21 protein-coding genes and 1 pseudogene are annotated in these 25,984 nt (G+C 40.5%); 11 read left to right on the plus strand and 11 right to left on the minus strand.

The genetic code is table 11. The features are described 5' to 3' along the window. Position 1: 1 nt before the first annotated feature. Positions 2-640 carry a DUF2238 domain-containing protein gene (locus F885_RS00100; RefSeq protein WP_005202327.1) on the minus strand — a complete coding sequence of 213 codons (639 nt, stop codon included), beginning with the start codon at positions 638-640 and terminating at the stop codon, positions 2-4. A gap of 38 nt (positions 641-678) precedes the next feature. Continuing rightward, on the minus strand, positions 679-1,029 hold the full coding sequence (locus F885_RS00095) for a hypothetical protein (protein WP_004801268.1): 351 nt from the start codon (positions 1,027-1,029) through the stop codon (positions 679-681). A 390-nt stretch (positions 1,030-1,419) separates the two neighbouring features. Here F885_RS00095 and F885_RS00090 point away from each other — a divergent pair, with 390 nt between their 5' ends. Further along, positions 1,420-1,824: a hypothetical protein gene (locus tag F885_RS00090; protein WP_005202329.1), complete on the plus strand. Its 405-nt coding sequence runs from the start codon at positions 1,420-1,422 to the stop codon at positions 1,822-1,824. On the opposite strand, the gene rsmD is transcribed toward F885_RS00090, so the two are convergent. Continuing rightward, positions 1,821-2,369, minus strand: a complete 549-nt coding sequence (rsmD, locus tag F885_RS00085; RefSeq protein WP_005202330.1) for a 16S rRNA (guanine(966)-N(2))-methyltransferase RsmD — start codon at positions 2,367-2,369, stop codon at positions 1,821-1,823. The two genes, F885_RS00090 and rsmD, sit on opposite strands and share 4 nt — an antisense overlap. Further along, complete coding sequence (gene mrdA / locus F885_RS00080) at positions 2,369-4,408, minus strand: penicillin-binding protein 2 (protein WP_005202332.1); 2,040 nt, start codon at positions 4,406-4,408, stop codon at positions 2,369-2,371. Before mrdA ends, rsmD begins: the two co-directional genes overlap by 1 nt. A gap of 239 nt (positions 4,409-4,647) precedes the next feature. On the opposite strand from mrdA, the gene F885_RS00075 reads away from it, so the two are divergent. From F885_RS00075 to F885_RS00060, 4 genes are all read left to right on the plus strand, one after another. Next, the gene (locus tag F885_RS00075) at positions 4,648-5,166 is read left to right on the plus strand and encodes a hypothetical protein (protein WP_004801255.1); all 519 of its coding nucleotides are present in this window, start codon (positions 4,648-4,650) and stop codon (positions 5,164-5,166) included. A gap of 61 nt (positions 5,167-5,227) precedes the next feature. Then, on the plus strand, positions 5,228-6,541 hold the full coding sequence (locus F885_RS00070) for a DUF445 domain-containing protein (protein ID WP_005202334.1): 1,314 nt from the start codon (positions 5,228-5,230) through the stop codon (positions 6,539-6,541). A gap of 83 nt (positions 6,542-6,624) precedes the next feature. Beyond that, the gene (gene adk / locus F885_RS00065; protein WP_004801251.1) at positions 6,625-7,278 is read left to right on the plus strand and encodes an adenylate kinase; all 654 of its coding nucleotides are present in this window, start codon (positions 6,625-6,627) and stop codon (positions 7,276-7,278) included. Positions 7,279-7,339: 61 nt separating this feature from the next. Further along, positions 7,340-7,522 (plus strand): hypothetical protein, encoded by a 183-nt coding sequence (locus F885_RS00060; RefSeq protein ID WP_004801249.1) that lies wholly within the window; start codon positions 7,340-7,342, stop codon positions 7,520-7,522. Here the strand turns inward: F885_RS00060 and nth are convergent. Continuing rightward, entirely contained in the window at positions 7,519-8,205 is a 687-nt protein-coding gene (gene nth, locus F885_RS00055; protein WP_005202335.1) for an endonuclease III, read from the minus strand. The two genes, F885_RS00060 and nth, sit on opposite strands and share 4 nt — an antisense overlap. Next, positions 8,206-9,021: an RnfABCDGE type electron transport complex subunit B gene (locus F885_RS00050; protein ID WP_225761804.1), complete on the minus strand. Its 816-nt coding sequence runs from the start codon at positions 9,019-9,021 to the stop codon at positions 8,206-8,208. It abuts the gene before it with no gap. Between the two features lie 357 nt (positions 9,022-9,378). Here F885_RS00050 and gdhA point away from each other — a divergent pair, with 357 nt between their 5' ends. Further along, on the plus strand, positions 9,379-10,725 hold the full coding sequence (gene gdhA / locus F885_RS00045; RefSeq protein WP_005202337.1) for an NADP-specific glutamate dehydrogenase: 1,347 nt from the start codon (positions 9,379-9,381) through the stop codon (positions 10,723-10,725). 90 nt (positions 10,726-10,815) lie between these two features. Here gdhA and F885_RS00040 read toward each other — a convergent pair whose 3' ends face one another. The 5 genes from F885_RS00040 to F885_RS00020 form a co-directional block, all read right to left on the minus strand. Then, positions 10,816-11,922 (minus strand): META and DUF4377 domain-containing protein, encoded by a 1,107-nt coding sequence (locus tag F885_RS00040; RefSeq protein WP_005202338.1) that lies wholly within the window; start codon positions 11,920-11,922, stop codon positions 10,816-10,818. A gap of 191 nt (positions 11,923-12,113) precedes the next feature. Further along, positions 12,114-12,887, minus strand: a complete 774-nt coding sequence (locus tag F885_RS00035) for a DODA-type extradiol aromatic ring-opening family dioxygenase (RefSeq protein ID WP_005202340.1) — start codon at positions 12,885-12,887, stop codon at positions 12,114-12,116. Between the two features lie 100 nt (positions 12,888-12,987). Next, on the minus strand, positions 12,988-13,467 hold the full coding sequence (gene rlmH / locus F885_RS00030) for a 23S rRNA (pseudouridine(1915)-N(3))-methyltransferase RlmH (protein WP_004801239.1): 480 nt from the start codon (positions 13,465-13,467) through the stop codon (positions 12,988-12,990). 323 nt (positions 13,468-13,790) lie between these two features. Beyond that, positions 13,791-16,220 carry an endopeptidase La gene (gene lon / locus F885_RS00025; protein ID WP_005202342.1) on the minus strand — a complete coding sequence of 810 codons (2,430 nt, stop codon included), beginning with the start codon at positions 16,218-16,220 and terminating at the stop codon, positions 13,791-13,793. A 144-nt stretch (positions 16,221-16,364) separates the two neighbouring features. Continuing rightward, positions 16,365-16,952 carry a 5-formyltetrahydrofolate cyclo-ligase gene (locus F885_RS00020; RefSeq protein ID WP_005202345.1) on the minus strand — a complete coding sequence of 196 codons (588 nt, stop codon included), beginning with the start codon at positions 16,950-16,952 and terminating at the stop codon, positions 16,365-16,367. A gap of 485 nt (positions 16,953-17,437) precedes the next feature. Between F885_RS00020 and F885_RS21460 the strand changes: the two are divergent. The 5 genes and pseudogenes from F885_RS21460 to F885_RS21095 form a co-directional block, all read left to right on the plus strand. Beyond that, positions 17,438-18,760 (plus strand): annotated as a pseudogene (locus tag F885_RS21460) (ESPR-type extended signal peptide-containing protein); the annotation flags it as partial. A gap of 50 nt (positions 18,761-18,810) precedes the next feature. Beyond that, complete coding sequence (locus F885_RS21465; protein WP_005323051.1) at positions 18,811-20,328, plus strand: hypothetical protein; 1,518 nt, start codon at positions 18,811-18,813, stop codon at positions 20,326-20,328. Beyond that, positions 20,243-22,291 carry a YadA-like family protein gene (locus F885_RS21470; RefSeq protein ID WP_374755508.1) on the plus strand — a complete coding sequence of 683 codons (2,049 nt, stop codon included), beginning with the start codon at positions 20,243-20,245 and terminating at the stop codon, positions 22,289-22,291. The genes F885_RS21465 and F885_RS21470 overlap by 86 nt, the downstream gene beginning before the upstream one ends. Positions 22,292-22,351: 60 nt before the next feature. Then, positions 22,352-23,143: a trimeric autotransporter adhesin/peptidogylcan-associated protein TpgA gene (gene tpgA, locus F885_RS00010; RefSeq protein WP_005323053.1), complete on the plus strand. Its 792-nt coding sequence runs from the start codon at positions 22,352-22,354 to the stop codon at positions 23,141-23,143. A gap of 409 nt (positions 23,144-23,552) precedes the next feature. Further along, the coding region (locus F885_RS21095) for an ESPR-type extended signal peptide-containing protein (protein WP_005323054.1) at positions 23,553-25,984 on the plus strand (2,432 nt) is incomplete at its 3' end.

Raw genomic sequence — 25,984 nt, forward strand, 5'->3', positions numbered from 1 at the left:
CCTATTTTTGAATAGGCGTTTTTTGTTTGAGCAGTTGAATAATACCGATTAGCAGTGCTCCGATGGTTGCAAGGAACATATCTTTGTGGGCATCCCACACGTCGCCTTGTTGGCCATTATAGTTTTCAGCATCTTCAGGTGATAAACCAATGGCGATCCACCATTCGATCAGTTCATAAAACATGCTCGATGCCATGACAAACTGGATAACCAGCAGAAATAGGGTCAAAGGTTTGGCAGTTGGTAACCAGACTTGAAAACAGCGATAGAAAAAAGGATAGAGTAATAGACCGTAAGCAAAATGCACCAGTCGATCATACATATTACGTGACCAACCCATGGTTTGATTTAAGTCAAAGTGAAAAAGGCTTTCAATCCATTCATTATAAGGCACATAAGAGTAGAGGTAGTGTGCCCCTAAGATATGGATCAAAAGAAAGCCCAGATAGAGGCAAAAACTATAAAAACTGATGCCAATCTTTTTCATCGTGACGATGAGGGCGATGAGCATCAACACGGTACCCGCTTGGTGTAGTAGATAAGCCTCAAACTCAAGCGGTTGAATACTTGCAATTGCAACCACCAGAAGCACAATCGCCAGTGCAATATAATGTTTTAAACTCAGTTGTTGTTCGATCATACTGTATCCTAAATACAGTCAGGCAAGTTTTATTGCTGTTACTCAGTGGCCTTTACTGCAATTGTTCCTTTGGCTGTAGAGACGCCACCGAGTGCCTGACATGCTTGCTTATATAATTGATATTTTTGTTGTACAACTTCATCGAGCGGAATGTCAAAGAGATCTTCACCATTCTTATATTGTTCAATATAAGATGCTGCTTTGTCTTTATTCGCCGCCAGTGATTGTTGATAAAAATTTGAAATAGAAGAAGTTGCTAACTCATTGGATTCAATATTGTTACATTGAAAACTCTGTAGGACTTTTTCAGCGCGTTTTACTTCGCTTGATTTCCCAAAGATACAACCGGTTAAGCTCACGGTGGCAATGAGCAAGTACAAAAGCTTCATGATCGATAGAGTAGAATTTTAAAGGTGCTATTATTGTATATAAGGTGAATTTTATAAATTAATTATTTATGTCTAACACGATAAAAATTAATATTTTTTTACTCTGCATATCTAATTGTACAAAAGTTAAATAGACTGGATGTAAAATGAAAATAAGAAAAGCGCGGCTGTGTGATTGTTGATGCCTGTGTACCCTATAATTTATAGCGCTGCAGGTAATCAAGGAAACGAGCTTTGAAGGGGGAGTCCCCATATAATTCCAGATGGTCGCCGTATGGAGTGGTTATTTTAAACAGCAGTTTGTAAATAGTAGATAAAAACATTCAATTGATTGATAAAAAATGATTTTTAGCGGTATGCTAAATAGGAAAGTCATCAACACATCTTGTTATGTACATTAAGCACCCTTTTTTATTCTGTTTTTTGATTGGTCTCTCTGCTGGAGCTTATGCGGATGATTATGATTTTTTTGCAGAGCCGAGCGAAGATACAGAACATATGTTTGATGCTGCTTATCCTGAAATGAAAACAGCATATTCAGTTTTGCATAACCAATTTTTTCAAAATGAACGTTGGCGTGTCTATAACTATACGGCTTATCAAACCAATCAGTTTAACCATAAGATGTTGACAGGCGATACCACTAGCCTGTCACTGGATGATTTTTCGATTTCAGTCGGTTATGGCATGATGTATCAGTTGAACCAGACCAATCGAATTGGCTATGAATATCTTTCCAGTTTTCCCTTTGACCGAGGGCAATTGATTCGATTTTTCTGGTTACGGATTTTTTAACTGACTTTTTGATATAAACCGGCTCTGACCATACCTGCTTTGGTTTCTTTTATTTTCTGCCAAGTAGGCGGTAGGGTGAGTTGAGCTAAATCTCGATCTGCTTCTACATAAATATAAGCATGGTTTGCAATCATTGGGTTAGCCAGCTCAGCTAACTCTTGCCATAAATCTAGACTATAGGGCGGATCAAGAAACACCACATCAAAACTTGCGTTTAATTTTTTTAAAGCTTGCTGTGCCGTTGCAACATGCAGTTGGCAATTTTCCGCTTTTAGCAGTTGAATATTGTCTTTTAAGACTTTGGCTTGTGTTGGATTCGGTTCAATCATTACGACTTTTGCAGCTCCACGAGAAAGCGCTTCGAAACCTAATGCACCAGAGCCACTGCACAAGTCTAAAACCTGTGCGTTTTGAATATCCCACATCAACCAGTTGAATAGTGTTTCACGGACACGATCTGGTGTTGGACGTAAACCATCAATACTGGCAAAGGGTAAAGTACGGCGTTTCCAGTTACCACCGATGATACGTAATTGATTTTTCATTATTCAGTCACTCCATCCGTAGGTTGAGCACCTGTTGCTGGTGCAACAGGTGTAGAAGCTGGAGCGGATGAAGCGACGGGTGTAGATGCTGCTTGGCCATTCTGTGTTGCCGTGGTTGCAACACTGCTGCTTGGTAGTTCACCTGGTTTAATTCCCGCAGTCATTAAGCCTCCACTGACTTGATGGCTAGCTGGACGAAGTGGATTCTTTTTACGTGTCACCAGCCAATAGTCAAAGATTGGACGTGCTAGTTGGGCAGCTGAACCGCCATGTTTACCATTTTCCCAAACCACGGCAATGGCAATTTCAGGATTATCGGCAGGCGCAAAACCAACGAATAAGCCATGGTCCCATTGTCGAGATGAAAGTGCTGCTTCGTTATAACGTTTACCTTGAGCAATACTCTTGACTTGGGCTGTCCCTGTTTTACCTGCGATTGAATATTGCAAACCACCTTTAATACCACGACCTGTACCAGATTGAATCACATCCACCATTGCATCATGCATGTTGATCCAATCTTGTTCTGTACCATTGAAATTAATTTTGCCATCAGGCGCGTTATGGACACTAAATTTTTTGGCACCTTTGGTTTCTCTGAGTACATGTGGTGTGACATGTGAACCTTTATTGGCTGTGATCGCAGTTGCCATAGCAAGTTGTAAAGGTGTAGAGGTAAATGCCCCTTGCCCGATACTGACTGAAATGGTTTCACCTTTTAGCCATTTGGATTTACGCGTTCGCATTTTCCATTCAGGACTCGGGTAGAGACCTGTGCTTTCACTTGGTAAATCAACTCCAGTTTTTTCACCAAAGCCAAATTGGCGCATCCAGTCATTCATTTTCTCAATGCCCATGCGATAGGACAGGACATAGAAATAGGTATCGCAGGACACAATTTGAGCTTTATGCATGTTCACTGAACCATGACCCGTTTTTTTATGGTCACGGAAGCGGTGACTGTCACCAGGCAATGAGAAATAACCTGGATCGGAAATTGCAGTGCTCCAATCGACGAGACCATAATGAATACCACCTAAACCAAACATTGGTTTAATGGTTGAACCTGGTGGATATGCCCCCTGAACCGCACGGTTATAAAGCGGTTGATCGAGGTTGTCACGCAGTCCACTATAGTCTTTGGAACTAATTCCTGTCACGAAGAGGTTTGGATTAAAACTTGGGCTGGAGACCAATGCGAGGATTTCACCTGTACGTGGGTCCATGGCTACAATTGCACCACGGCGATCTGCCAATTGTTTTGCGGCAATAGTTTGTAAACCGTAATCAAGTGATAAATACAGATCATTACCACGCGCTGGATTTTGGCGACCTAAATTACGTAGTACATTGCCGTGTGCATCGGCTTCAACAGATTCATAGCCAGGAATACCATGCAACAGGTCTTCATAGCTTTTTTCGACCCCAATTTTACCAATCAGGTTGGTACCCGCATATAAATCCTTATCAATAGACTTAAGTTCTTTATCATTGATACGCCCCACATAACCAATCACATGCGCAAACAATTCACCATGTGGATAGTAGCGGGTCATTTGGGTTTCAATTTTGACCCCAGGAAAGGCATATTTCACTTCACTGAATTTGGCAATATCGGTTTCAGTCAAATTCAATTTGATCGCAAGGCGTTCAGTTTTACGTGCAGTTTTGACACGGCTTTTAAAGCGGTCAACATCATCTTGGGTCAAGCCCAGAATTGGAATGAGACGGGTAATGGTGTCATCAATATCGCTGACATCGGCACGACTCAGTGTTGCAGTGAAAACTGGATAGTTATCTGCTAATAGCACGCCGTTACGATCGTAGATGTAGCCACGAGCGGGTGCTAATGGCTGTAAGCGAATACGGTTCTTATCTGATGCCGTTGTAAAATCATCGTAATGAACGATCTGTAAATATGCATAACGACAGATCAATAAAAGTAGAAAAATCGCCACGACAAAGATTGCAAAAAAGATTCGACCCTTATAAATGCGCTTTTCTTGTTGCATATTTTTTAAAGGAAAGTGCTGTTTCATAGGGTGTCGACTTAATTACAAGATGGAGAGAATACAAAGGCTACGCATTTTAACGTAAGTTGCATGATCATACTGTAGAATTTTCAACAAATCATGCAAATGATGCTGCGACAGCTTTTGACTTTGCAGACATTAAAATTGTATGGTCTTGTATATTAGAAGCAAAATAATTCTGTTAAAGTCACAAACAGTTTGAAATAGGATTTTCCAATACACTCTTAGGGAAAATGGAGAAAATAATGAGAAAAATTTGCCTTTTATTATCGGTTTTAACACTTACTGGTTTTGCCCATGCTGACGAAAATCCGTTTAAGCCTGAGCCTAAATTAAAAGATGCAAACGTTTCAACGTGGAATGTAGGTGCAGGTTTTACTAAGAAATTATTACATGCCAACCTTGAATGGGTAAATCCGTATGGGATTGCCTACGCCAAAGCGGGTGCATTTTTAAATGATGACAATGAACCCGGTGGACAAATTGGATTCCGTTACCCGTACTACTTAACTGGTACCGATAAAAATGGTTATTACCTTGGTGTCTATGCAGGACATTTAGACAGTAAGAACTATGGGGGTAAACAAAAGGGCAACTTGGGTGTTGGTGCCGATCTTGCTTATGTCTGGTTGAATAGTGAGCGTATCAGCACATTCAGTGTAGGCGCAGGAGTACGCGAAAAAATAGAAGATGGGAATGGCAATACTGTGAAAAAATCAGAACCTGTCCTTCAGTTTTCTTATACCTTAAGTTTTGGTTTGTAAGAGGAAATTAACGTTCATCCTTTTATAGGCCATCATGTATCAATAATTCAGAGAGTCATGCATGTTTGATTACGTCAATGAATTGTGGCAGATTTTCCTAAATCGACCTGACCATCTGGCAGTCTTGAGTATCATCCCTGTGACCGCCTTTGTAACATGGGCACACGTATGGATGGCATTGAAAATGGTATTTTACCCAATCAACTTTTGGGGCTTCCATTTAGGACCATTACCTGTCGGTTGGCAAGGAATTGTGCCACGTAAAGCTGGACGTATTTCAGGCATCATCACTGATAACACGCTATCTAAATTGGGTTCATTGCGAGAGTTTTTAGAAGCAATGGATCCAGAAGATATGGCGATGATCATCGGTGAGCAGGTAGGGTTTGAGCTTGAGCATCTGATTGATGAAGTGATGATTGATCGTAATGCTGTACTTTGGGAAAACCTACCTTATTCGATTAAGCGTCGTATCTACGCGCAAGCACATAAACAGTTACCCACGACACTTAGGGAACTTGTGACTGAGCTGACCATGAACGTTGAGTCACTGGTGGACATGCGTGAAATGGTGGTGAGCCAAATGGAAGGTGACCGCCGTTTAATGGTACGCATGTTCCTGAAAGTGGGTCAGAAAGAAATTAATTTTATTTGGCATATCAGTGCATTAATAGGGATGTTCTTTGGTATATTCCAAATGATCGTTTGGTTTGTAGTGCCATGGCACTGGACGGTTCCGTTTTGGGCAGCAATCTGGGGCTTTTTAACCAACTGGATTGCGATCTGGATGGTCTTCAATCCGATTGAACCACACTATATTCGTTATCCGCAGATTTTTCGTCTGACCAAAGACCGCAAATTTCCTTGGATTGTGCCTGTGTTAAAGATTGGTACTTACAACGTTCAAGGCGCATTTATGAAGCGTCAGGAAGAGGTTTCCGATGTATTTGCCAGTGTAGTGACTGAAGATTTAATTACCTTAAAGTCCATCATGACTGAAATGATGTATGGTAGTAGAAAAGACAAAACTCGTCGTATTGTCAAGCGTCATATCAATGAAATTATGGAAACTCCACTGGTCAGAACCTCATTGCAGCTTTCATTAGGGCCAAGAGAATATGCTAGACTCAAGACCGACTTGATTGATCGCTCAATTGAAATTACCATGGGACCAGTATGTGACCCAGCTTTGAATGCAAGTCGTGCGCAGAAGATCTTTCAAATGTTTAGAGACCGCATCCGTGAACTAACACCGAAAGAGTTCCAAAACTTATTGCGTCCTGCGTTCCAAGAAGATGAGTGGATCTTAATTGTACTCGGTGGGGTGACTGGTTTCTTTGCTGGTTTAATTCACTTATTTGTTGCTTTCTTATAATTAATTTGATGTTGGTTGAGTGATAAGTCTGTATGATATTGCTCAATTTAAGATTTATTGTTTTTAAATGAGGATGTTCTTTTATGCGCATTATTTTACTCGGACCACCTGGGGCAGGCAAAGGTACTCAAGCTCAGTTGATCTGTAAGCGCTACAATATCCCACAAATTTCAACCGGTGATATGCTCCGTGCTGCAATTCGTGAAGGTACTGAACTTGGCTTAAAAGCGAAAAGCGTCATGGAATCAGGCGGTTTAGTCTCTGATGAACTGATTATTGGCTTGGTTAAAGAACGTATTGCTCAGCCTGACTGTGAAAATGGTTGTATCTTTGACGGTTTCCCGCGCACAATTCCACAAGCTGAAGCATTAGAAACAGCTGGAATTAGCATTGATCACGTGATTGAGATTGCTGTACCTGACGAAGAAATCGTGCAACGTCTTTCTGGTCGTCGTCAGCACCCTGCATCGGGTCGTGTTTATCACATTGTTTACAATCCACCAAAAGTGGAAGGTAAAGATGATGAAACAGGTGAAGACCTAGTGCAACGCCCAGATGACCAAGAAGAAACGATTCGTAAGCGTCTTGGGTCTTACCATAGCGAAACTGAGCAATTGGTTGGTTTCTATCAAGGTCGTGCTGCTTCTGGTGAAAATGCACCAACTTATGACAAGCTAGATGGTTTACGTGCCATCGAAAACGTTCAAGCTGATTTATTTGCAATCTTAGATAAATAATTTAAGTTGCAGATTTTAAAAGAGCTCTGAATACAGAGCTCTTTTTATTTGGAGGAAGCTCATGCTAAAAGTTGTTTTGATTTTAGTGGTCATTTTCAGCATCGTTTTACTGTTATTTCTTTTGTACCAAAGTCAGAAAATGCTGCGTCATGTGCAACAGCAACAAGCCTTGGAAAATAGAAAAAATGGTAAAGCTCGCCAATTACATCCAAAACTGCAACAGCAAAAAAAACCTCAGGATTAACTGAGGTTTTTTATTGCGATTGGTTTGCTTGCACCAAATTCAAACCGATCTGGCCAGTTACAGACATCTGCAACGATACATTCACCACATTTCGGTTTACGTGCGATACAGCAATAACGACCATGTAAGATCAGCCAGTGATGGGCATCAATAATAAATTCTTTCGGAATTACTTTAATCAAGCGATCTTCTACTTCTAAAACATTTTTTCCAACAGCTAAACCAGTGCGGTTACCGACACGAAAAATGTGCGTATCAACGGCCATGGTCGGCTGACCAAAAGCAGTATTCAGTACCACGTTCGCCGTTTTACGTCCTACACCGGGGAGGGCTTCCAATTCTTTACGTGTTTCTGGAATTTGACCTTGATATTGATCCACCAAAATTCGGCAGGTTTTAATCACGTTTTCAGCTTTAGAATTATATAAGCCAATGGTCTTGATATATGATTTTAAACCATCAATTCCGAGGTCTAAAATGGCTTGAGCGGTATTGGCATCAGGATAGAGTTTATCCGTGGCTTTGTTGACGCTGACATCAGTTGCTTGAGCAGACAGCAATACTGCAATCAGTAGCTCAAAAGGAGAGGAATAGTTCAGCTCGGTCTGAGGATGTGGTCTCTGTTCACGTAAACGTTCAAAAAAGGTCTGGATCTGCTTTTTAGTCATATTTTTTACGGACATTTAGACCTCCTGCAACTCAGTTAGACGTTGTTGTAAAGCAATTAATTGGGCTTGCTTTGATTCATCAGCACGAACACTGAGTTGTTTTTCAAGTTTTTTAATCTGGGTGCGTACTTTTGCAAGTTCGATTGTTGTTTTCGCATCGAGTGTGGTGTTTTCTTTCGGCTTATCCGCCAAGGTTATCACGGGGACATTATTGAGCGCCTGAGAAAATTGGGCGAAAAACTCCACATCAATTTCAGCACGTACAATTGGCCCTTTACGGCTCAAGCGACGTTTTTCTTCACGTTGGATATGCGCGTAATAACGATGTCTTAAATCATCCTGTTCAGCCGTACGTTGCGTTGTGGTGGGTAAAGGTTGGGTATCTTCAACCAGATCAATGCAGTCGACTGGACAAGGTGGAATGCATAACTCACAACCCGTACACAGGTCAGTCAAAATACTGTGCATTAATTTTCCACTACCAATAATCGCATCGACAGGGCAGGCACTAATACATTTGGTACAGCCAATACATTCATCTTCACGAATCACAGCTTTGATCCGTTGTGGTCGACCATCCAGTTGAATATCCCAAACGCTGGGTTCAGCTTTGAGTTGCGGGCGTTCTAACAAGGCTGCCAGTGCATCTGCAACAGGTTGTCCACCAGGCACACATTTATTGGCTTCCTCACCCTCTGCAATCGATTTTGCATAAGGTAAGCAGCCATCACGATGCCCGCATAAACCACATTGTGTTTGTGGTAACAGTTGGTCAATTTGGACAATAAGCGCATGTTGTGCAGTTGGGGACATGTATCGAAGATGAAGCAAAAAAACAGGGAGCTTAGTATAGCAAATAATGATTTATCGCGGCGAAGCAATCGAAAAATATCCGTAGCGTTGAAAATAGGTTGTGCTTATAAATAGTGCTTTTATTGATGTTTTTTAGTGCAATTAAGTTTTCAGATAAATCTGCTTTCCTGTTGGAATGTGACTTTTTCTACATTTTTGACCTTCATTTATTATATAAATAATGAATATTTATTAACATAAGTAAATGATTTTAATTAATAAAAATAGTTAAGCTTAAAAATAATATTGTGATGAAATAGTAATCTGTATTTAATAGATGGAAACTCTATTTTGGTGCATTTTTAGCACCAAGATAAATCACAAGCTCGGGGGTGAATGTTGAAATACAATAGCTTAAATGACTTTCTGGATTATGTTAAAGCTAGAGATCCATATCAACCTGAATTTTTGCAAGCGGTCGAAGAAGTGATGACCAGCTTGTGGCCATTCATTGAGAAAAATCCGAAATATGCTCAATATGGCTTGCTAGAAAGACTGGTTGAACCTGAGCGAGCGATTCAATTCCGTGTATCGTGGATGGATGACCAAGGTCAGACCCATGTCAATCGTGGTTTCCGCGTTCAATACAACTCTGCAATTGGTCCATACAAAGGGGGAATGCGTTTCCATCCTTCTGTGAATTTGTCCATTTTAAAGTTTTTAGGCTTTGAGCAAACCTTTAAAAATGCGCTAACTACTCTGCCAATGGGCGGTGGTAAAGGCGGTTCGGATTTTGACCCTAAAGGTAAATCTGAAGCAGAAATCATGCGCTTCTGCCAAGCTTTGATGCTGGAGCTATACCGTCATCTAGGCTCAAATACCGATATTCCTGCTGGGGATATTGGGGTGGGTGGTCGAGAAGTTGGCTATATGACAGGCATGATGAAAAAGTTAAGTAACGACACATCTTGCGTATTTACAGGTAAAGGGATTTCATTTGGCGGTTCATTGGCTCGCCCTGAAGCAACAGGCTATGGCACAGTGTATTTTGCAGAGGAAATGCTGAAAACTCGTGGCGATAGTTTTTCCAATAAAACCGTATCGATTTCAGGTTCAGGCAATGTGGCGCAATATGCCGCAGAAAAAGCGATGTTCTTAGGCGCTAAAGTTGTGACTTTGTCTGATTCAAATGGTACGGTCTATTTAAAGAATGGCTTCACTAAGGCTTTGCTCGATGAAGTGATGGAATTGAAAAATGTTCAACGTGGTCGGATGTCAGAATTTGCATCAAAGCATGGTTTTGAATATTTCGAAGGCAAAACGCCGTGGCATATCCCAATCGATATTGCTCTACCTTGTGCAACACAAAATGAGCTGAATGCTGAAGATGCAGTAACGTTATTGTCGAATGGCGTGATTTGCGTAGCAGAAGGCGCGAATATGCCATCTACACTTGAAGCGGTTGAAAAATTTATTGCAGCGAAAATCCTGTATGCACCAGGTAAAGCATCGAATGCAGGTGGGGTAGCAACTTCAGGTTTGGAAATGTCGCAGAATGCCAATCGCTTGGGTTGGTCATTTGAACAGGTTGATGAGCGCTTACATGCGATTATGAAAGAGATCCATCGTAACTGTGTCAAATACGGGACTCAGGAAGATGGCTCAATTAACTATGTTGATGGGGCGAATATTGCAGGTTTTGTAAAAGTTGCTGATGCAATTTTAGCGCAGGGTATTTATTAAAAATCGTACGAAATCCCTCTTTAATAAAGAGGGGGCTTCCCATAAAAAATCCGATGACAAAGCATCGGATTTTTTTATTTCTGAATGAAATTATGGTTTTTTCACAATCTCTTGCTCAACAACCATATCGAGTACGTCTGCAATGCTTGATTGGTCAGCAGCAGGGTTTTTAATGTCAAAACGTTTAACACGTACAATCACACGTTGTTGTGGGTTGTGTTCAAAACCTTCGATTTGACCGTAGTACAATGACCAGTTTTTATCTGCGTAAGTTTTTAAACCTTTGTCATCATATTTGATTTCACGAACTTGCATACAAGTTTGTGGTGCCACGCCTGTGCAAGATTTAGTTTCAGGTGAAATTTCTAAGAAAACTGTTTTACCTTCAGACTGGTATTTTGCTTCTGGGGTCATTTTACCAACGAAAGTATATTTTTGACCTTTAGCATCCGCGATTACCAATGTTGGTTGCTCTGGGTTGGCTGTATTTACTTCAAACGCGATTTGACGTTTTTGTAGAAGATCACCCGCGAATTTTTCTTGCGCCATCAATGCTGGTTCACATGCCATCATGGTTGATGCACCATCACCTGTAGCGATTAAACCATTTTCAATTTTCCATGATGTATTTAAACGGTTGCAACCTGTGTCTACAGATAAGCGATCATTGGCTAAGAAGCTTAATACGATTGGACGTTTAGTATTAGCAGGTTGATATGACCAAGTGTAGTTAGTTAATACGTTGCTATTTGCCACTTTTGCACCTGTAAATACATGCTTTTGACCTTTGGCATCAGTAACAGTCAAAATTGCTTGACCATTTACTGTGCTGATTTCAAATGGTACTTTTTTCTCGCTGAAGATGTCAGCAGATAAGCGCTCTTGCTGCATTAAATCATCAGCACAAGCCATCATTGTTGATACAAGCGGGGACGTTACAATCTTGTTGTTTTCAACAGCCCAAGTACCGCCTTGGTTGTTACAGCCAGTTTGGATTGCAAGTTTTTGGTCAGCGTTAAAAGATAACACTAAAGGTTTAGATGCTTTAGAACCTTGGTAGGTCCAATTATATTCAGTTAGGTTTTTTGCAGCAGTTGTATTAATTTGAGAAATTACATTATCAGTTACATTTTGCACAGTTTGGCACGCCATTAAAGAAAGCGGAAGTAATGCAAGAACTAAATATTTGATTTTCATATTCAAAACAACGATAAATAAATAACAGACATAAGCTTAAAGGATTCTTAAAAAGAGAACATGTCATCCTTTTAGCAATTAAGTTTGTTAAATGTTTCTATTTGTAAAATTTTGGAAAAATATAGCAGATTTATAGGCTTGCCGTTATTTTGAGCAAGCCCATTTTATTTTTATGTGATGTAGTTGGTTATTTAATCAAAACGATAAATATCCATACCCAACGAGCCCATCGAGAAGCTGCTATGTACAATATTGAAACGATGACCTGTACCCATTGCAAAGAATAGTGGCGCAAGGTGCTCAAGGCTCGGGTGATTACGCTCAATATAAGGCAAAGATGGCCAATCTAGTACCGCATCGTAATCTTGATGACTGAGTTTACTGACCACTGTATTACGGAAAGTACTGGCCCATGCGGGTACATCGGCATCAGCATGCCATGACAATTCAGCCAGATTGTGAGTAATACTACCTGAACCGATCAACAGAATTTGTTGCTCTCGTAAAGGTGAGAGTACTTCTCCAACATGGTAAATGTCATCAGCACTCATATAAAGGGGGAGTGAAATCTCAATCACTGGGATATCTGCATCTGGATACATGTGCAAAAGCGGCATCCAGACGCCATGATCGCGTGGACGGGTACTATTGGCATGTGCAGAAATACCCGCTGTTGCAAAGCGCGAGAGGATTTCTTCTGCCAGTTTTGGTGCGCCTGCCGCAGGGTAACGAATGTCATATAATTCAGGCGGAAAGCCACGGAAGTCATGCCACGTTTCTGGGCGTGTTGAAGTGTTGACTTCTAAGGCTTGGCTTTCCCAGTGCGCTGACATCACCACAATGGCCTGTGGTTTCGGCAAGTTACTGCCCAGACGATGCAGTGCAGGACCCACTTGCTCTGGATCAAGTGCCAGCATGGGCGAACCATGAGAAATAAATAATCCGGGTAAAGTTTGCAGATCCATAAATAAACACCTGAAAGGGAATACACCATTATCCTGACAAATTCAGTACTGCAGTGATAGCCCTTAAATTTCAACATGTTGTTCTAAAATTAGAACAGTTTTAAGCACGATGGTACGGGTGGTTATGATTAATACTCATGGCACGATAAAGTTGCTCAATCAGTAGAATACGTACCATTGGGTGCGGCATGGTCAGTTTTGACAATGACCAATGCCAAGCAGCAGCTTTACGAACAGCATCGGAATGCCCATCAGGACCACCAATTGCAATCGCAATATCATTGCCTTCAAGCATCCATTGTTTCATCGTATCAGCTAACTTTTCCGTACTCAGCTCACGACCATTTACTTCTAAAGCAATCAAGGTTTCATTGGATTTGAGTGCATTTAGAATACTTTCACCTTCAATTTGACAGTATTTCAAAATATCTGCCTCAGAGTCATTTTTGCCACGCTTTGCCATTGGAAGCTCAATCACCTGTGTTTGTACAAAGGGCTGGATACGTTTGAAATAGTCTTCAAATCCAGTTAACACCCAAGCAGGCATTTTTTGACCAATGGTGAGAATGCGGATTTTCATAGGCGTGTGTGCTTGAGGAAATGAGCCCTATTATAAACGCTGTTCTTTGTTACATGCAGGTAAGTATGGTTTATCTAGTCATAAAAAATACAAAAAGCAGTTGTAGCATAGTCATAAAAAACGCAGCTCAAAACGCGTATGAGCTGCGATCAAAGTGCCATCCGTCTGGAGTTCGGATGGCGCTAAAATGAGTTCATGAGTCAAATTTAGCCTTTGTTTTTATCGACTCTATTTTATTATGCCGCATGTTGGTTATTTTTCAACCATATTGTGTAACAAAAAAAGAGAGCCGAAGCTCTCTTTTATGTCCAATCATTTACTGATTAGTGACGTGCTGCTTTTGCTTCTTCGACTGGTTTTACAATCGGTGTCTTTGGCAAAGGCTTTGGTGTATCTGTCAGTGCTAAAGGTAGAATTTCATCAATGCTTTTCACTGCTTTGATTTCTAATCCTTCTTTGACATTGTCAGGAATTTCAGCCAAATCACGGACGTTATCTTGTGGAATAAACACCAGTTTGATTCCACCACGGTGAGCCGCAAGAAGTTTCTCTTTTAAGCCACCAATACGCATCGCGCGACCACCTAAACTGGTTTCACCTGTCATCGCGATATCTGGACGAATCGGAATACCTGTAAATGCCGACACAAGGGCAGTGGTCAGGGCTAAACCAGCAGATGGACCATCTTTTGGCGTTGCGCCTTCAGGCAAGTGAACATGCACATCTGTTTCTTCAAAACGTGATGCTTCAATTCCCAATTCATCAGCACGCGTACGTACTACAGTCATCGCAGCGGTAATTGATTCCTTCATTACATCACCAAGTGAACCAGTAGTAATGAATTTACCTTTACCTTTGACTGCTGCAACTTCAATGGTAAGTAATTCACCACCGACAGAGGTCCAAGCCAAGCCATTAACACGACCCACTTGTGCTTCATCTTCTGCAATACCGAAGTCAAACTTATGTGGACCTAAGTATTCAGGAAGATTGGCTGAAGTCACGTCAATCTGTAAGTTTTTAGACTTCTTGCTCACCGCTTCTTTCACGACTTTACGGGCAATTTTAGACACTTCACGCTCTAAACTACGAACACCCGCTTCACGTGTATAACGTTGTACGATGTCGCGGATTGCCTCTTCGTGAACAGTCAATTCTTTTGCACGTAAACCATTGTTCTTGATCGCTTTTGGAACAAGGTAACGTTCAGCAATATTCACTTTTTCATCTTCGGTATAACCCGGAAGACGAATGACTTCCATACGATCCAGCAAGGCCTCAGGAATATTCATGCTGTTTGCAGTACAGATGAACATCACTTCTGAAAGGTCAAGGTCAAGATCTAAATAATGGTCATTGAACTTGCTGTTTTGTGATGGATCAAGTACTTCAAGCAACGCTGAAGCAGGATCACCACGGTAATCTTGTGCCATCTTGTCGATTTCATCGAGTAAGAACAATGGGTTCTTGACACCGACTTTCGTCAATGACTGCACGATCTTACCTGGCATCGCACCAATATAAGTACGACGGTGACCACGAATCTCGGCTTCATCACGTACACCACCGAGTGCCATACGGACAAACTCACGACCTGTTGCTTTTGCAACTGATTCACCGAGTGAAGTCTTACCAACACCTGGAGGACCAACCAAACATAGGATCGGACCTTTGAGTTTTTTAACACGAGACTGAACTGCCAAGTATTCAACAATACGATCTTTTACGTCATCTAAGCCGTAATGATCTGTATCAAGAATTTCCTGTGCTTTCGCAAGGTTAATACTGACCTTGCTGGCTTTATTCCAAGGCGTATCTAAAATAACTTCTAGATAGTTGCGAACAACAGCAGCTTCGCTTGAAGCAGGTTGCATCGCTTTCAGCTTACGAAACTCAGCTTCAGCTTTTTTACGTACGTGCTCAGGTAAATCTGCTTCCGCAAGACGTTTTTCAATTTCTGCAACGTCATCTTCCGCACCGCCATTCATATCGGAAAGTTCACGTTGAATGACCTTCATTTTTTCATTTAGAAAGTATTCACGTTGGTTCTTTTCCATTTGGCGTTTTACACTGTCATGCAGCGTTTGCTCAATTTGCTGTTCAGCAGATTGATTCATCAAATAGCTCATTAACTCTTGTAAGTGATCTTCAAACTCGTCGTGCTCTAAAAATTTTTGTTTCACTTCAATATTTAAAGGTACACGAGTTGCAACGAAGAACATCAATTGCAATAAGTCTTCGATTTTGTTTGCTGCTGCAACGAGTTCACGTGCATTACGTAGTTTCGCTTCTGCATATTGAGCGAATAGGGTACGTAATTCATTTAAGCGAGTCTCTTGGGTCTCTTCGTCCAAAGGTAATGTCATTGGGCTTAAATGATGTTCAGCTGTTAAGTATTCTTCTCCGTCAATAATGCGTTCTAACTTAGAACGATGTAGACCTTCAATAAGTACTTTAATGCAGTTTTCATCATTTTCATGATTGACTACTTGTACGATCTTAGCCACGGTTCCATATTGATAGAGATTATCGTGATCAATTTCTTCTGTGAGCGAATCTTTTTGCGCAACTACAAATACTAAATTGTCACTGTTACGAGCCACATCCACTGCATTGATCGATTTTTCACGACCCACGAATAGCGCGATTTGCATGTGTGGATACACCACAACATCACGTAACGCTAATAGTGGTAATACACTTGGAACCTGTGGCTCTAAGCTAGTTTCATTGTTTAAGATATATTCAGACATGGGCACTCCTAATGAGTGACAACGGTGTTGCCATGTTTTTTATAGTGATGTGCATTTGAAAAAATACAAGGGGGTAGGATTAGAAAATATAAAAAAAAGACTAAATTACTCAAGATTCATTGCGGAAATAAGAAAAAAAGCATGCTAAGGCATGAAATAATAAAACTTTTTAGGGCAAAGTAAGGCATTTAATGGTTGGTCCCATTTCTGCCTTAATAGTGGGGTGTCAACATATTGAAATGTGTGAGCAAGGCCAAGACGGTAAGGACGATGTTTGGCTGATGCCAAGGTTCGATCATAATAGCCGCCGCCCATGCCAATACGTGTTCCAAACTGATCACAAGCCAGTAAAGGCATAATGAGTAAGTCTAAATATGAAACATGTTTGCCACGACTTGCCATCGGCTCTTTCATTCCCAGGGGGTGATGGGAAAATCTCTTATTTAAATATTGTCTCGAGCTCACTTTTACCCAAACTAAATGCTGATTCATATTACAAATCATGGGCAAATAAACTTGTTTATTTTGCCTAAAACAAAGCTTTAACAGTTGATCGGTATGTACTTCACCAAAGGCATGTAAATAAAGTCCAATTTTTGATGCGGATTTAAATCGAGTAAATTGTCTAAGTTGAACCAAAACACGTTGTTCAGCTTTCTTTTGTTCGTAATGAGAGAGTTGTCTTCTTTTTGAACGGAGTTGTTTTCTTAATGTGTTTAATGTCTGACTCATAAGGTTTAAAAAAACTGTTTTGAGGTAAAGGCAATCATACCTGATTTACTGTCTGAATTCTAAAATCAAAGCTTTTTATACTTTTAAGTAAAATTAACAACTTATATATCAATCTGTATTTATTCTAACAAATATGGTTTTAATTATTTATTCCAATAATTAATGGGTGTTTGAGGTATTGAATATTATTTATTAATACATTAAAGAGTAATTACTCTATTTTTCATGTTCTTTATAAAATAAAACACAATAAAAACAAAATGAAACAAATAATTATTTTTATTATTTTAATCAAATATTTAATCAATTGTTTGTTTTGTGAATATGAGAAATATATCTCACTTTATAGATAAAAATGTTTATTCATACTTTACCAATTTCCTTGGTTTTATTAGCATCCGCGACTCTTTTTTTAGCACCGAACTAAAAATGCTCATTGGCATTTTTAGACCATCAATAACTGTAGTAATTATCTGAGAATTTTTATGAATAAAGTATATAAAGTGGTTTGGAATGCATCGATTGGCGCATGGGTTGCAACATCAGAACTCGCAAAAAGCAAAACAAAAACCAAATCAAAAGTTCTCAATTTATCTGCTGCAGTTTTAGTTGGGGCTGTTACTTTCTCTTCAAATGCACTTGCAGGGACAGTACTGGGGAATGGAAGTAGCACACCGAATAAATGTAATAATTCTGGCTCTGTAATTGTAGGTGGGGGCAATACCCAATCTTGTGCAAATAGTGATTTTGCTATTGCAGTGGGTAATGATGTGCAGTCAACAGGTAGAGGTTCAATTGCGATTGGTAGTGGCTCAAGAGCTGAGTCAAGACAACCGAATCTTGATGGTAAAGGGGCTATCGCAATTGGTAATGATGCAATTGCTTATGGGGATAATTCAGTTGCAATTGGTGGTCAAGCGAGTACAACAGAAGACTTTACAGTGTCTTTTGGGCATAAAAAAGGTGATCCTAAGTACTATCAAGGTAAAGAACAAGGTGCTTGGGAAGACGATAGATTTTTAAGAGTTACAAATATCGCAGAAGGTGTCAAAGATAATGATGCGGTGAATGTATCTCAACTTAAAAGTGCCGTAGCAGAAGCAAAAACACATTACGTTAGTATTAATGATAATGGCACGAAAGGTAGCAATTATGAGAATGATGGCGCTAAAGGTCGTAACTCAATTGCTGTCGGTGTAAATACAACTTCTAATGGCATAGAGGCAGTCGCGGTTGGCTCAAATGCAAAAGGCGTAGGTACTGGTGCAATTGCTGTAGGTAGTGCAAGCGAGACAGTTGGTAGTGGTGATGTATCGATCGGTCGTAATGCATCAACAAAAGGTGCGACGGGTAGCGCGTCTGGATATAGTAATCAGTCGATTGCAATTGGTGATCAAACTAAAGCAATCGGTGATCAATCCATTGCAATTGGCGCAGATGTAATTGCACGCGGTAACTCATCTGTTGCAATTGGTGGTGATGATGTTGATAAAATTGCTCGTGATACTGAATTAAGCCAAAAATACACCGAAATCACAGGCGGAAAGTTACAAGCTGGTAAATACCCAACAACTGAAGCAAATCATGGCTCTACTGCAGTTGGTGTTCAAGCTGTAGGAACAGGAGCATTTGCTTCGGCTTTCGGTATGACCTCTAAGGCGACAGGTGATGCTTCATCTGCTTTTGGTGTGATGTCAAATGCTGCGGGCAAAGGTGCTTCTGCATTTGGTGCTGTTGCACAAGCAACGGGTGATGGTGCCTCAGCAATCAGATCACAGATACTAAGACTGAGCTCAACAACACGATCAATAACACCAAAACTGAATTTAACACCAAAATTGACAACACTAAGACTGAGTTGGAAAACAAAGGTCTGAACTTTGCCGGTAATGCTGGTGCGGATGTACATCGTAAGTTGGGTGAGAAGTTAAATATCGTTGGTGGTGCTGATGCTGCAACAGCAGAAGACAAGACCAGCGGTGAAAACGTGATTACCCGTACCACAGCAGATGGCATCAAAGTTGAATTGTTGAAAGATGCGAAATTTGACAGCATCACCACTGGCGACACGGTATTAAACGACAAGGGTGTAACCATTAAAGATGGTCCGAGCATCACTAAAGATGGCATCAATGCGGGTGATAAAGTTATCAGCAATGTTGCAGATGGTTCAATTGCCAAAGGTTCAAAAGATGCAGTGAACGGTGGTCAGATTCAGAATATTTCTGACAGCATTAAGAACAGCATTGGCGGTAACACGACTGTTAATAAAGACGGTAGCATCAGCACCAATAATATTGGCGGAACTGGTAAAGACAACATCAATGATGCAATCAAGTCGGTAGATGACAAAGTCACTACAGGTGTTAATGATCTGACCAATAAAGGTCTAAACTTTGCAGGTAATGCAGGTGCAGATGTACATCGTAAGTTGGGTGAGAAGTTAAATATCGTTGGTGGTGCTGATGCAGCGACTGCAGAAGACAAAACCAGCGGTGAAAACGTGATTACCCGTACTACAGCAGATGGTATCAAAGTTGAATTGTTGAAAGATGCGAAGTTCGACAGCATCACCACTGGCGACACGGTATTAAACGACAAGGGTGTGATCATTAAAGATGGTCCAAGCATCACTAAAGATGGCATCAATGCAGGTAATAAGGTCATTAGCAATGTTGCAGATGGTGTGAATGGTAAAGATGCAGTCAATGTTGACCAGTTAACCAAAGTTAAAGATGGTTTAGATGGCAAGATTACTGATACCAATACTAAGTTGGATGATGCGAAGAAAGACTTGGGTAACCAAATCACGGACACCAACAACAAGTTAGACGATGCAAAGAAAGACTTGGGTAATCAGATTACAGATACCAAGACTGAGCTCAACAACACGATCAATAACACCAAAACAGAACTGAACACCAAGATTGATAACACCAAGACTGAGTTGGAAAACAAAGGCTTGAACTTTGCAGGTAATGCAGGTGCAGATGTACATCGTAAATTGGGTGATAAGTTAAATATCGTTGGTGGTGCTGATGCAGCGACTGCAGAAGACAAGACCAGCGGTGAAAACGTGATTACCCGTACCACAGCAGATGGCATCAAAGTTGAATTATTGAAAGATGCGAAATTCGACAGCATCACCACTGGCGACACGGTATTAAACGACAAGGGTGTAACCATTAAAGATGGTCCGAGCATCACCAAAGATGGCATCAATGCAGGCGATAAAGTCATTACGAATGTTGCTGATGGTTCAATTGCCAAAGGTTCAAAAGATGCAGTGAATGGTGGTCAGATTCAGAATATTTCTGACAGCATTAAGAACAGCATCGGCGGTAACACGACTGTTAATAAAGACGGTAACCATTAAAGATGGTCCGAGCATCACCAAAGATGGCATCAATGCAGGCGATAAAGTCATTAGCAATGTTGCTGATGGTTCAATTGCCAAAGGTTCAAAAGATGCAGTGAATGGTGGTCAGATCAAGAATATCTCTGACAGCATCAAGAACAGCATTGGTGGTAACACAACGGTTAATCCAGATGGCAGTATAGTAACCAACAATATTGGTGGTACAGGTAAAAACAACATCAATGATGCAATCAGCAATGTGAAAGACGCTGCAACTAAAGCGAAAACCACAGTGACTGAAGGCGACAACATCGTTGTTAAAGAGACAACCAATAAAGATGGTAGTACCAACTACGAAGTTTCAACTAAGAAAGACCTTAATTTAGACAGCATCACGACTGGTGATACGGTATTAAACGACAAGGGTTTAACCATTAAAGATGGTCCAAGTATTACCAAAGATGGCATCAATGCAGGTAATAAAGTCATTACCAATGTTGCAGATGGTTCAATCGCGAATGGTTCTAAAGATGCAGTGAATGGTGGTCAGATTCAGAATATCTCTGACAGCATCAAGAATAGCATCGGTGGTAACACGACTGTTAATAAAGACGGTAGCATCACGACCAATAACATTGGTGGAACTGGTAAAGACAACATCAATGACGCAATCAAGTCGGTTGATGACAAAGTCACTACAGGTGTTAATGATCTGACCAATAAAGGTCTAAACTTTGCAGGTAATGCAGGTGCAGATGTACATCGTAAGTTGGGTGAGAAGTTAAATATCGTTGGTGGCGCTGATGCTGCAACAGCAGAAGACAAGACCAGCGGTGAAAACGTCATTACACGTACCACAGCAGATGGTATCAAAGTTGAATTGTTGAAAGATGCGAAGTTCGACAGCATCACCACTGGCAACACCGTTATTAATAACAATGGTTTAACGATTAAGGGTGGTCCAAGTATCACAATTAACGGTATTGATGCAGGCGGTAAGAAAATTACCAATGTCGCTGATGGTGTTGATGCAAAAGATGCGGTAAATAAAGGTCAGCTTGATAAGCAAATCAATGATGTTAAAGACCAAATCGGCAAAGAAATCGGTGACTTGTCAGACAACGCTGTGAAGTATGACAAAGACAAAGATGGCAATGTTGATAAAAACTCTGTGACTTTAGGCGGTGGTGATAAAGGCACAAACCTGAAAAATGTTGCTGATGGTAAGGTTGAAGAAGGTTCTAAAGATGCTGTAAATGGTGGTCAGTTATGGGATGTTCAGAAGCAAGTTGATAAAAACTCAAATGATATTCAGAACATCAATAACAACATCAATAACATCAACAATGGTAAGTCTGGTCTAGTTCAGCAACAGACGCCAAATGGTGAAATTACCGTTGGTAAAGATACAGGCGGTACAAGTATCAATATGGCCGGTAAAGATGGTGATCGTGTGGTGCAAGGTGTTAAGGACGGTGAAATCAAAGCGGGTTCTAACCAAGCCGTGAATGGTGGCCAGATCCATAACATCTCGAACAGTATCAAGAACAGTATTGGCGGTGAGACGGTTGTTAATCAAGATGGCAGTATTACGACCAACAATATCGGTGGTACAGGTAAGAACAATATTAATGATGCGATTGGAAGTTTGAACCAGTCAAATCAAGAGTTGGGTAACAAGATCAACAACCTTGGTGATCAGTTACAACAAGTGTTCTATGACACCAACAAACGTATCGACAATTTGGAAGACAAAATGTCTGCGGGTATTGCTGCAACAGCTGCACTTGAGCAAGCACCTTATGTACCAGGTAAGTTAACCATGGCAGTCGGTGCGGCCTACTACAACGATCAAAATGCAGTAGGTGTGACGTTCCGTCGTACTGCCGATAATGGTCGCTGGTCATTGACAACGGGTGCTGCTTTAGGCAGCCAAGGTAGCCCATTAGTACGTATTGGTGTAAGTACAATTATTGACTAATTGCCTTCAATAAGGAGAGTCCTAGACTCTCCTTATCCAACAGATATTGTGAGTAAAGAAATGAACAAGAATATTCAAATTTTGATGATGGCAACTTTAGTCGGTTTAACAACAACCACTACTTTTGCACAAGAAGAAGTTGTGGCTCAGCAAGAAGAAATTAAGTTTCCAGCGGTTGAGAAAAGCTATTTAAAACAAGTACAGCGTTATGAATATGATAATGTTGCACGTTTAGACACAGGTCTGACCAAAGATCAAATTCGTCACATTTTGGGCCATCCTCAATTTAGCGAAGGCGTCTTCTTTGTAAAAACTTGGAATTATGTTTTAGATATTCGTCAGCCGAATAGCCAAGACTATTTACGTTGCCAATTACGTGTCGATTTCGATAAGAAGTATCTTTCAGAAAGATTGTCTTGGAAAGGTGAAGCGTGTGAAGGCTTAATGGCTTGGGGTGCTAATAATCAAGTTCCAAATGATGCCAATGTAAATGGTGCACGTTCAGGAAGTGTGTTCTTTGCATTTGATCGTTTTAATGCAGGTGCAATTGAACAAGGTTCTAGTTCTGTCGCTTCAATTGCAGAACGTATTAAACAAAGCAATTCGACAGGTCTAATTGTTGTTGCAGGTTTTGCAGATCCATTAGGTAAATTTGCTTATAACCAACAATTGTCATCAAAACGTGCCAACACTGTTGCGAAGCTGTTGGTTAATCAAGGAATTGATGCAAATCGTATCCAAATTCAAGCCAATAGCCAGACTGATTTATATCAACAATGTGCAGGTAATAAAGCAAATGCACAATTGGTTGGTTGTTTCGCACCAAATAGACGTGTCAATGTAACTTGGTAGAATACCTGAGAAAAAAGCCAGCATGTATGCTGGCTTTTTTTATTTTTGACATTTAGATACAAATATTAATGCGAAATTTGAACATAAATTTAGGAGGAGAATGTCAATTTACGTCATGTATCGACTTTTTTTGTATATAAATTTGCATAATGTGAAGATTATGCGATTTACTTTTTACTTGTAGTTAAAAATTAACTATTGATTTGTAATATTTAATTTTAGAAATAAAAATTAAAATTTTAATTTAAATTGGTGAATTGATAGATGTACAACATGTACTAATGTGATTTACAACTCATTTTAAAAAAGTTATTTTAATAGTAATAAATTACATTTCTTTAACTTAATAGACAGACTTGTACACATAAGTGAACACGTTGTAACTTTTATCTGCGTTTGGAAAAATATTATGAATAAGGTTTATAAGGTTGTATGGAACGCCTCATTGGGTGCTTGGGTAGCGGTTTCGGAACTTGCGAAAGGAAAAGTAAAAGGTAGTAATAATGGCAAGGTTGGGGAGGTTTCTAATCTAGAGGAGTCTAATGAAAAGAGCCACTCGGAAACAATAAATTTAAAGAGTTTATCACTAGCACTAATTACAGTTGTTACACCTACTTTGACTTATGCAGGTACTGAAGTTAGTGGAACCCCGACTAAAAGCGGGGCTAATATCACTAATATTAATACTTGTACAGCATCTGCGACTACTACAAATGGAGTAGCAATAGGATGTTCTAGTATTGCTGGAGCAAAGGACTCTGTAATTGCGGATAGATCCAATCCATATAATACTAGTACTAGTAACAGCAGAGTAACTTTTGATACTACATCTGGTGGTAATACTGCGATTGGTACAGGTGCTTCTGCTGGAAATGCAAATCAGGGATTAGCTACTGCTATAGGGACATACGCAACTGCAAATAATGTTGCTGCAGTAGCAATAGGTGCCGCGGCTTTATCGACAGGAAATACATCTTTATCAATTGGTCGTCAATCTGCTGCAACTGCAGATTATGCTCAAGCTATAGGTAATGTAGCTGCAGCAACAGGAACTGGTGCTCTTGCTATTGGCCATTCAGCAACAGCTACAGGTTATCGTGGTATTGCGATTGGTTCACCTGATATTGATAATGCTTCTGTAGTTGCTGGCCAAGCTGGGGCAGCATATCAAACTGTTGGGCAAACGAAAGCATCTGGGCGGGACGCAATTGCTTTTGGTGGTGGTTCTCAATCGTTAAAAGATGAAGGGATGACTATAGGGGCCTTCTCTGGTGCAACAGAACAAGGTGCAGCAGTGGTTGGTGTCCGTGGTGCCGCATTGGGACAACAAAGTTTATCTATTGGTAATGGTGCAACGAATGTTACAAGCGGTACAAATGCACCTATTCAATTAGCAACGTCTTTAGGGCAAGGTACAATAACTAATAAAACGGTCGGTTCTCGAGTTTTTAATGGTTCTAATACAGTAAAAGATACCCTAGGAGGGACTGCCGGTACGCTAACTGGAACAGTGGATGGTGTTGCAATAACAATTAATCAGGCTGCTGGAACTGGTAATGCAACGACAGGTACAGTTGGTGCGATTACTGGTGGATCATACAACGGACAAACTTTAACAGCAGAACAAGCGAATGCATTATATCAATCTTTAGGACACGGCGGGTCAGTCACATTAGGACAGCGTGCGATTGCTATTGGTACTGCAACAGCTGCACTAGCAAATAATGCCTTGGCTATAGGTAGTACATCGTTAGCAAGTGGAGAAGGTTCTGTTGCAATTGGTAGTGGTTCTATTGCAACAAAAACGGATGCTGTATCTATTGGGCGAGGAGCTGGTAGTAGTGTTACGTCAGGTGTTGCTATTGGAGCAGAGGCAAAAGTCACAGGTGATAATAGTATTGCATTAGGGCAAAAATCAGTTGCTTCCGCACAAACAGGCTCTTCATTTTTAACAAATGTAGGGGCAACAACACAAGGAACAATTTCAGTTGGTGATGGCACTAACAATGTTAAACGTCGTCTAACTAATTTGGCAGATGGTGCCGTAGACTCTGATGGTGTAACAGTTGCTCAATTAAAACAATTCAAAGTAATAACAGATAAGCAAGGTGCTGATACTGCTGCTGCTTTAGGTGGTGGTTCAACTTATAATTCAACGACGGGGGCAGTTACAACCCCAACTTATAATGTAGGTGGTACTACAAAAACGAATGTTGGTGATGCTATTACGAATATTGATAATCGTACAACTAGCTTAGAAAATCAGACATGGAAGTTAAACACCAATTCGGATACTGCTGCAGTCGTAGGTAAAGACGCAGAAGTTAAATTTATTGATGGCAAAAATATTAAGCTTTCTCGGACAGGAACTAGCATTACTATTGCAACAGCAGACTCTGTAAAATTTGATAGTGTTAATGCTGGTGGTACAGTTATTAACAACAATGGTTTGAGTTTTGTACAGGCAGATGGAACAACACCTGTTACCAGTAGTCCAAGTATCAGTAAGACAGGCATCAATGCGGGTAACAATAAGATCAGCAATGTTGCGAATGGCGCGGTAACATCTGGTTCTAAAGATGCGGTGAATGGTGGTCAGTTACAAGGCGTAGCGGATAGTGTTAAGACCGCAATTGGCGGCAACACGACCATTGATGCAACGACGGGTGCAATCACCACAAGTAACATTGGTGGCACAGGTTCGAACACGATTGATGGTGCGATCACCAGCGTTAAAGCAACAGCGGACAAAGGCATCAACTTTGGTGGCACAACAGGCAAGAACAACTATGCCTTGGGTAGTGATATCAACGTTAAAGGCGACAGCAACATCACCAGCAC

This window comes from Acinetobacter higginsii, from assembly GCF_000369845.1.
GTDB lineage: Bacteria > Pseudomonadota > Gammaproteobacteria > Pseudomonadales > Moraxellaceae > Acinetobacter > Acinetobacter higginsii.

Bases quoted from the DNA above. Each gene is read 5' to 3' on its own strand.
- gdhA (WP_005202337.1), top strand. From the start codon at position 9,379: ATGTTGAAATACAATAGCTTAAATGACTTTCTGGATTATGTTAAAGCT.
- mrdA (WP_005202332.1), bottom strand. From the start codon at position 4,408: ATGAAACAGCACTTTCCTTTAAAAAATATGCAACAAGAAAAGCGCATT.
- F885_RS00095 (WP_004801268.1), bottom strand. From the start codon at position 1,029: ATGAAGCTTTTGTACTTGCTCATTGCCACCGTGAGCTTAACCGGTTGT.
- tpgA (WP_005323053.1), top strand. From the start codon at position 22,352: ATGAACAAGAATATTCAAATTTTGATGATGGCAACTTTAGTCGGTTTA.
- F885_RS00040 (WP_005202338.1), bottom strand. From the start codon at position 11,922: ATGAAAATCAAATATTTAGTTCTTGCATTACTTCCGCTTTCTTTAATG.
- rlmH (WP_004801239.1), bottom strand. From the start codon at position 13,467: ATGAAAATCCGCATTCTCACCATTGGTCAAAAAATGCCTGCTTGGGTG.
- F885_RS00075 (WP_004801255.1), top strand. From the start codon at position 4,648: ATGAGAAAAATTTGCCTTTTATTATCGGTTTTAACACTTACTGGTTTT.
- F885_RS00090 (WP_005202329.1), top strand. From the start codon at position 1,420: ATGTACATTAAGCACCCTTTTTTATTCTGTTTTTTGATTGGTCTCTCT.
- F885_RS00100 (WP_005202327.1), bottom strand. From the start codon at position 640: ATGATCGAACAACAACTGAGTTTAAAACATTATATTGCACTGGCGATT.
- F885_RS00035 (WP_005202340.1), bottom strand. From the start codon at position 12,887: ATGGATCTGCAAACTTTACCCGGATTATTTATTTCTCATGGTTCGCCC.
- F885_RS00070 (WP_005202334.1), top strand. From the start codon at position 5,228: ATGTTTGATTACGTCAATGAATTGTGGCAGATTTTCCTAAATCGACCT.
- F885_RS21470 (WP_374755508.1), top strand. From the start codon at position 20,243: ATGGTGGTCAGATTCAGAATATTTCTGACAGCATTAAGAACAGCATCG.
- rsmD (WP_005202330.1), bottom strand. From the start codon at position 2,369: ATGAAAAATCAATTACGTATCATCGGTGGTAACTGGAAACGCCGTACT.
- adk (WP_004801251.1), top strand. From the start codon at position 6,625: ATGCGCATTATTTTACTCGGACCACCTGGGGCAGGCAAAGGTACTCAA.
- F885_RS00020 (WP_005202345.1), bottom strand. From the start codon at position 16,952: ATGAGTCAGACATTAAACACATTAAGAAAACAACTCCGTTCAAAAAGA.
- nth (WP_005202335.1), bottom strand. From the start codon at position 8,205: ATGTCCGTAAAAAATATGACTAAAAAGCAGATCCAGACCTTTTTTGAA.
- F885_RS00060 (WP_004801249.1), top strand. From the start codon at position 7,340: ATGCTAAAAGTTGTTTTGATTTTAGTGGTCATTTTCAGCATCGTTTTA.
- lon (WP_005202342.1), bottom strand. From the start codon at position 16,220: ATGTCTGAATATATCTTAAACAATGAAACTAGCTTAGAGCCACAGGTT.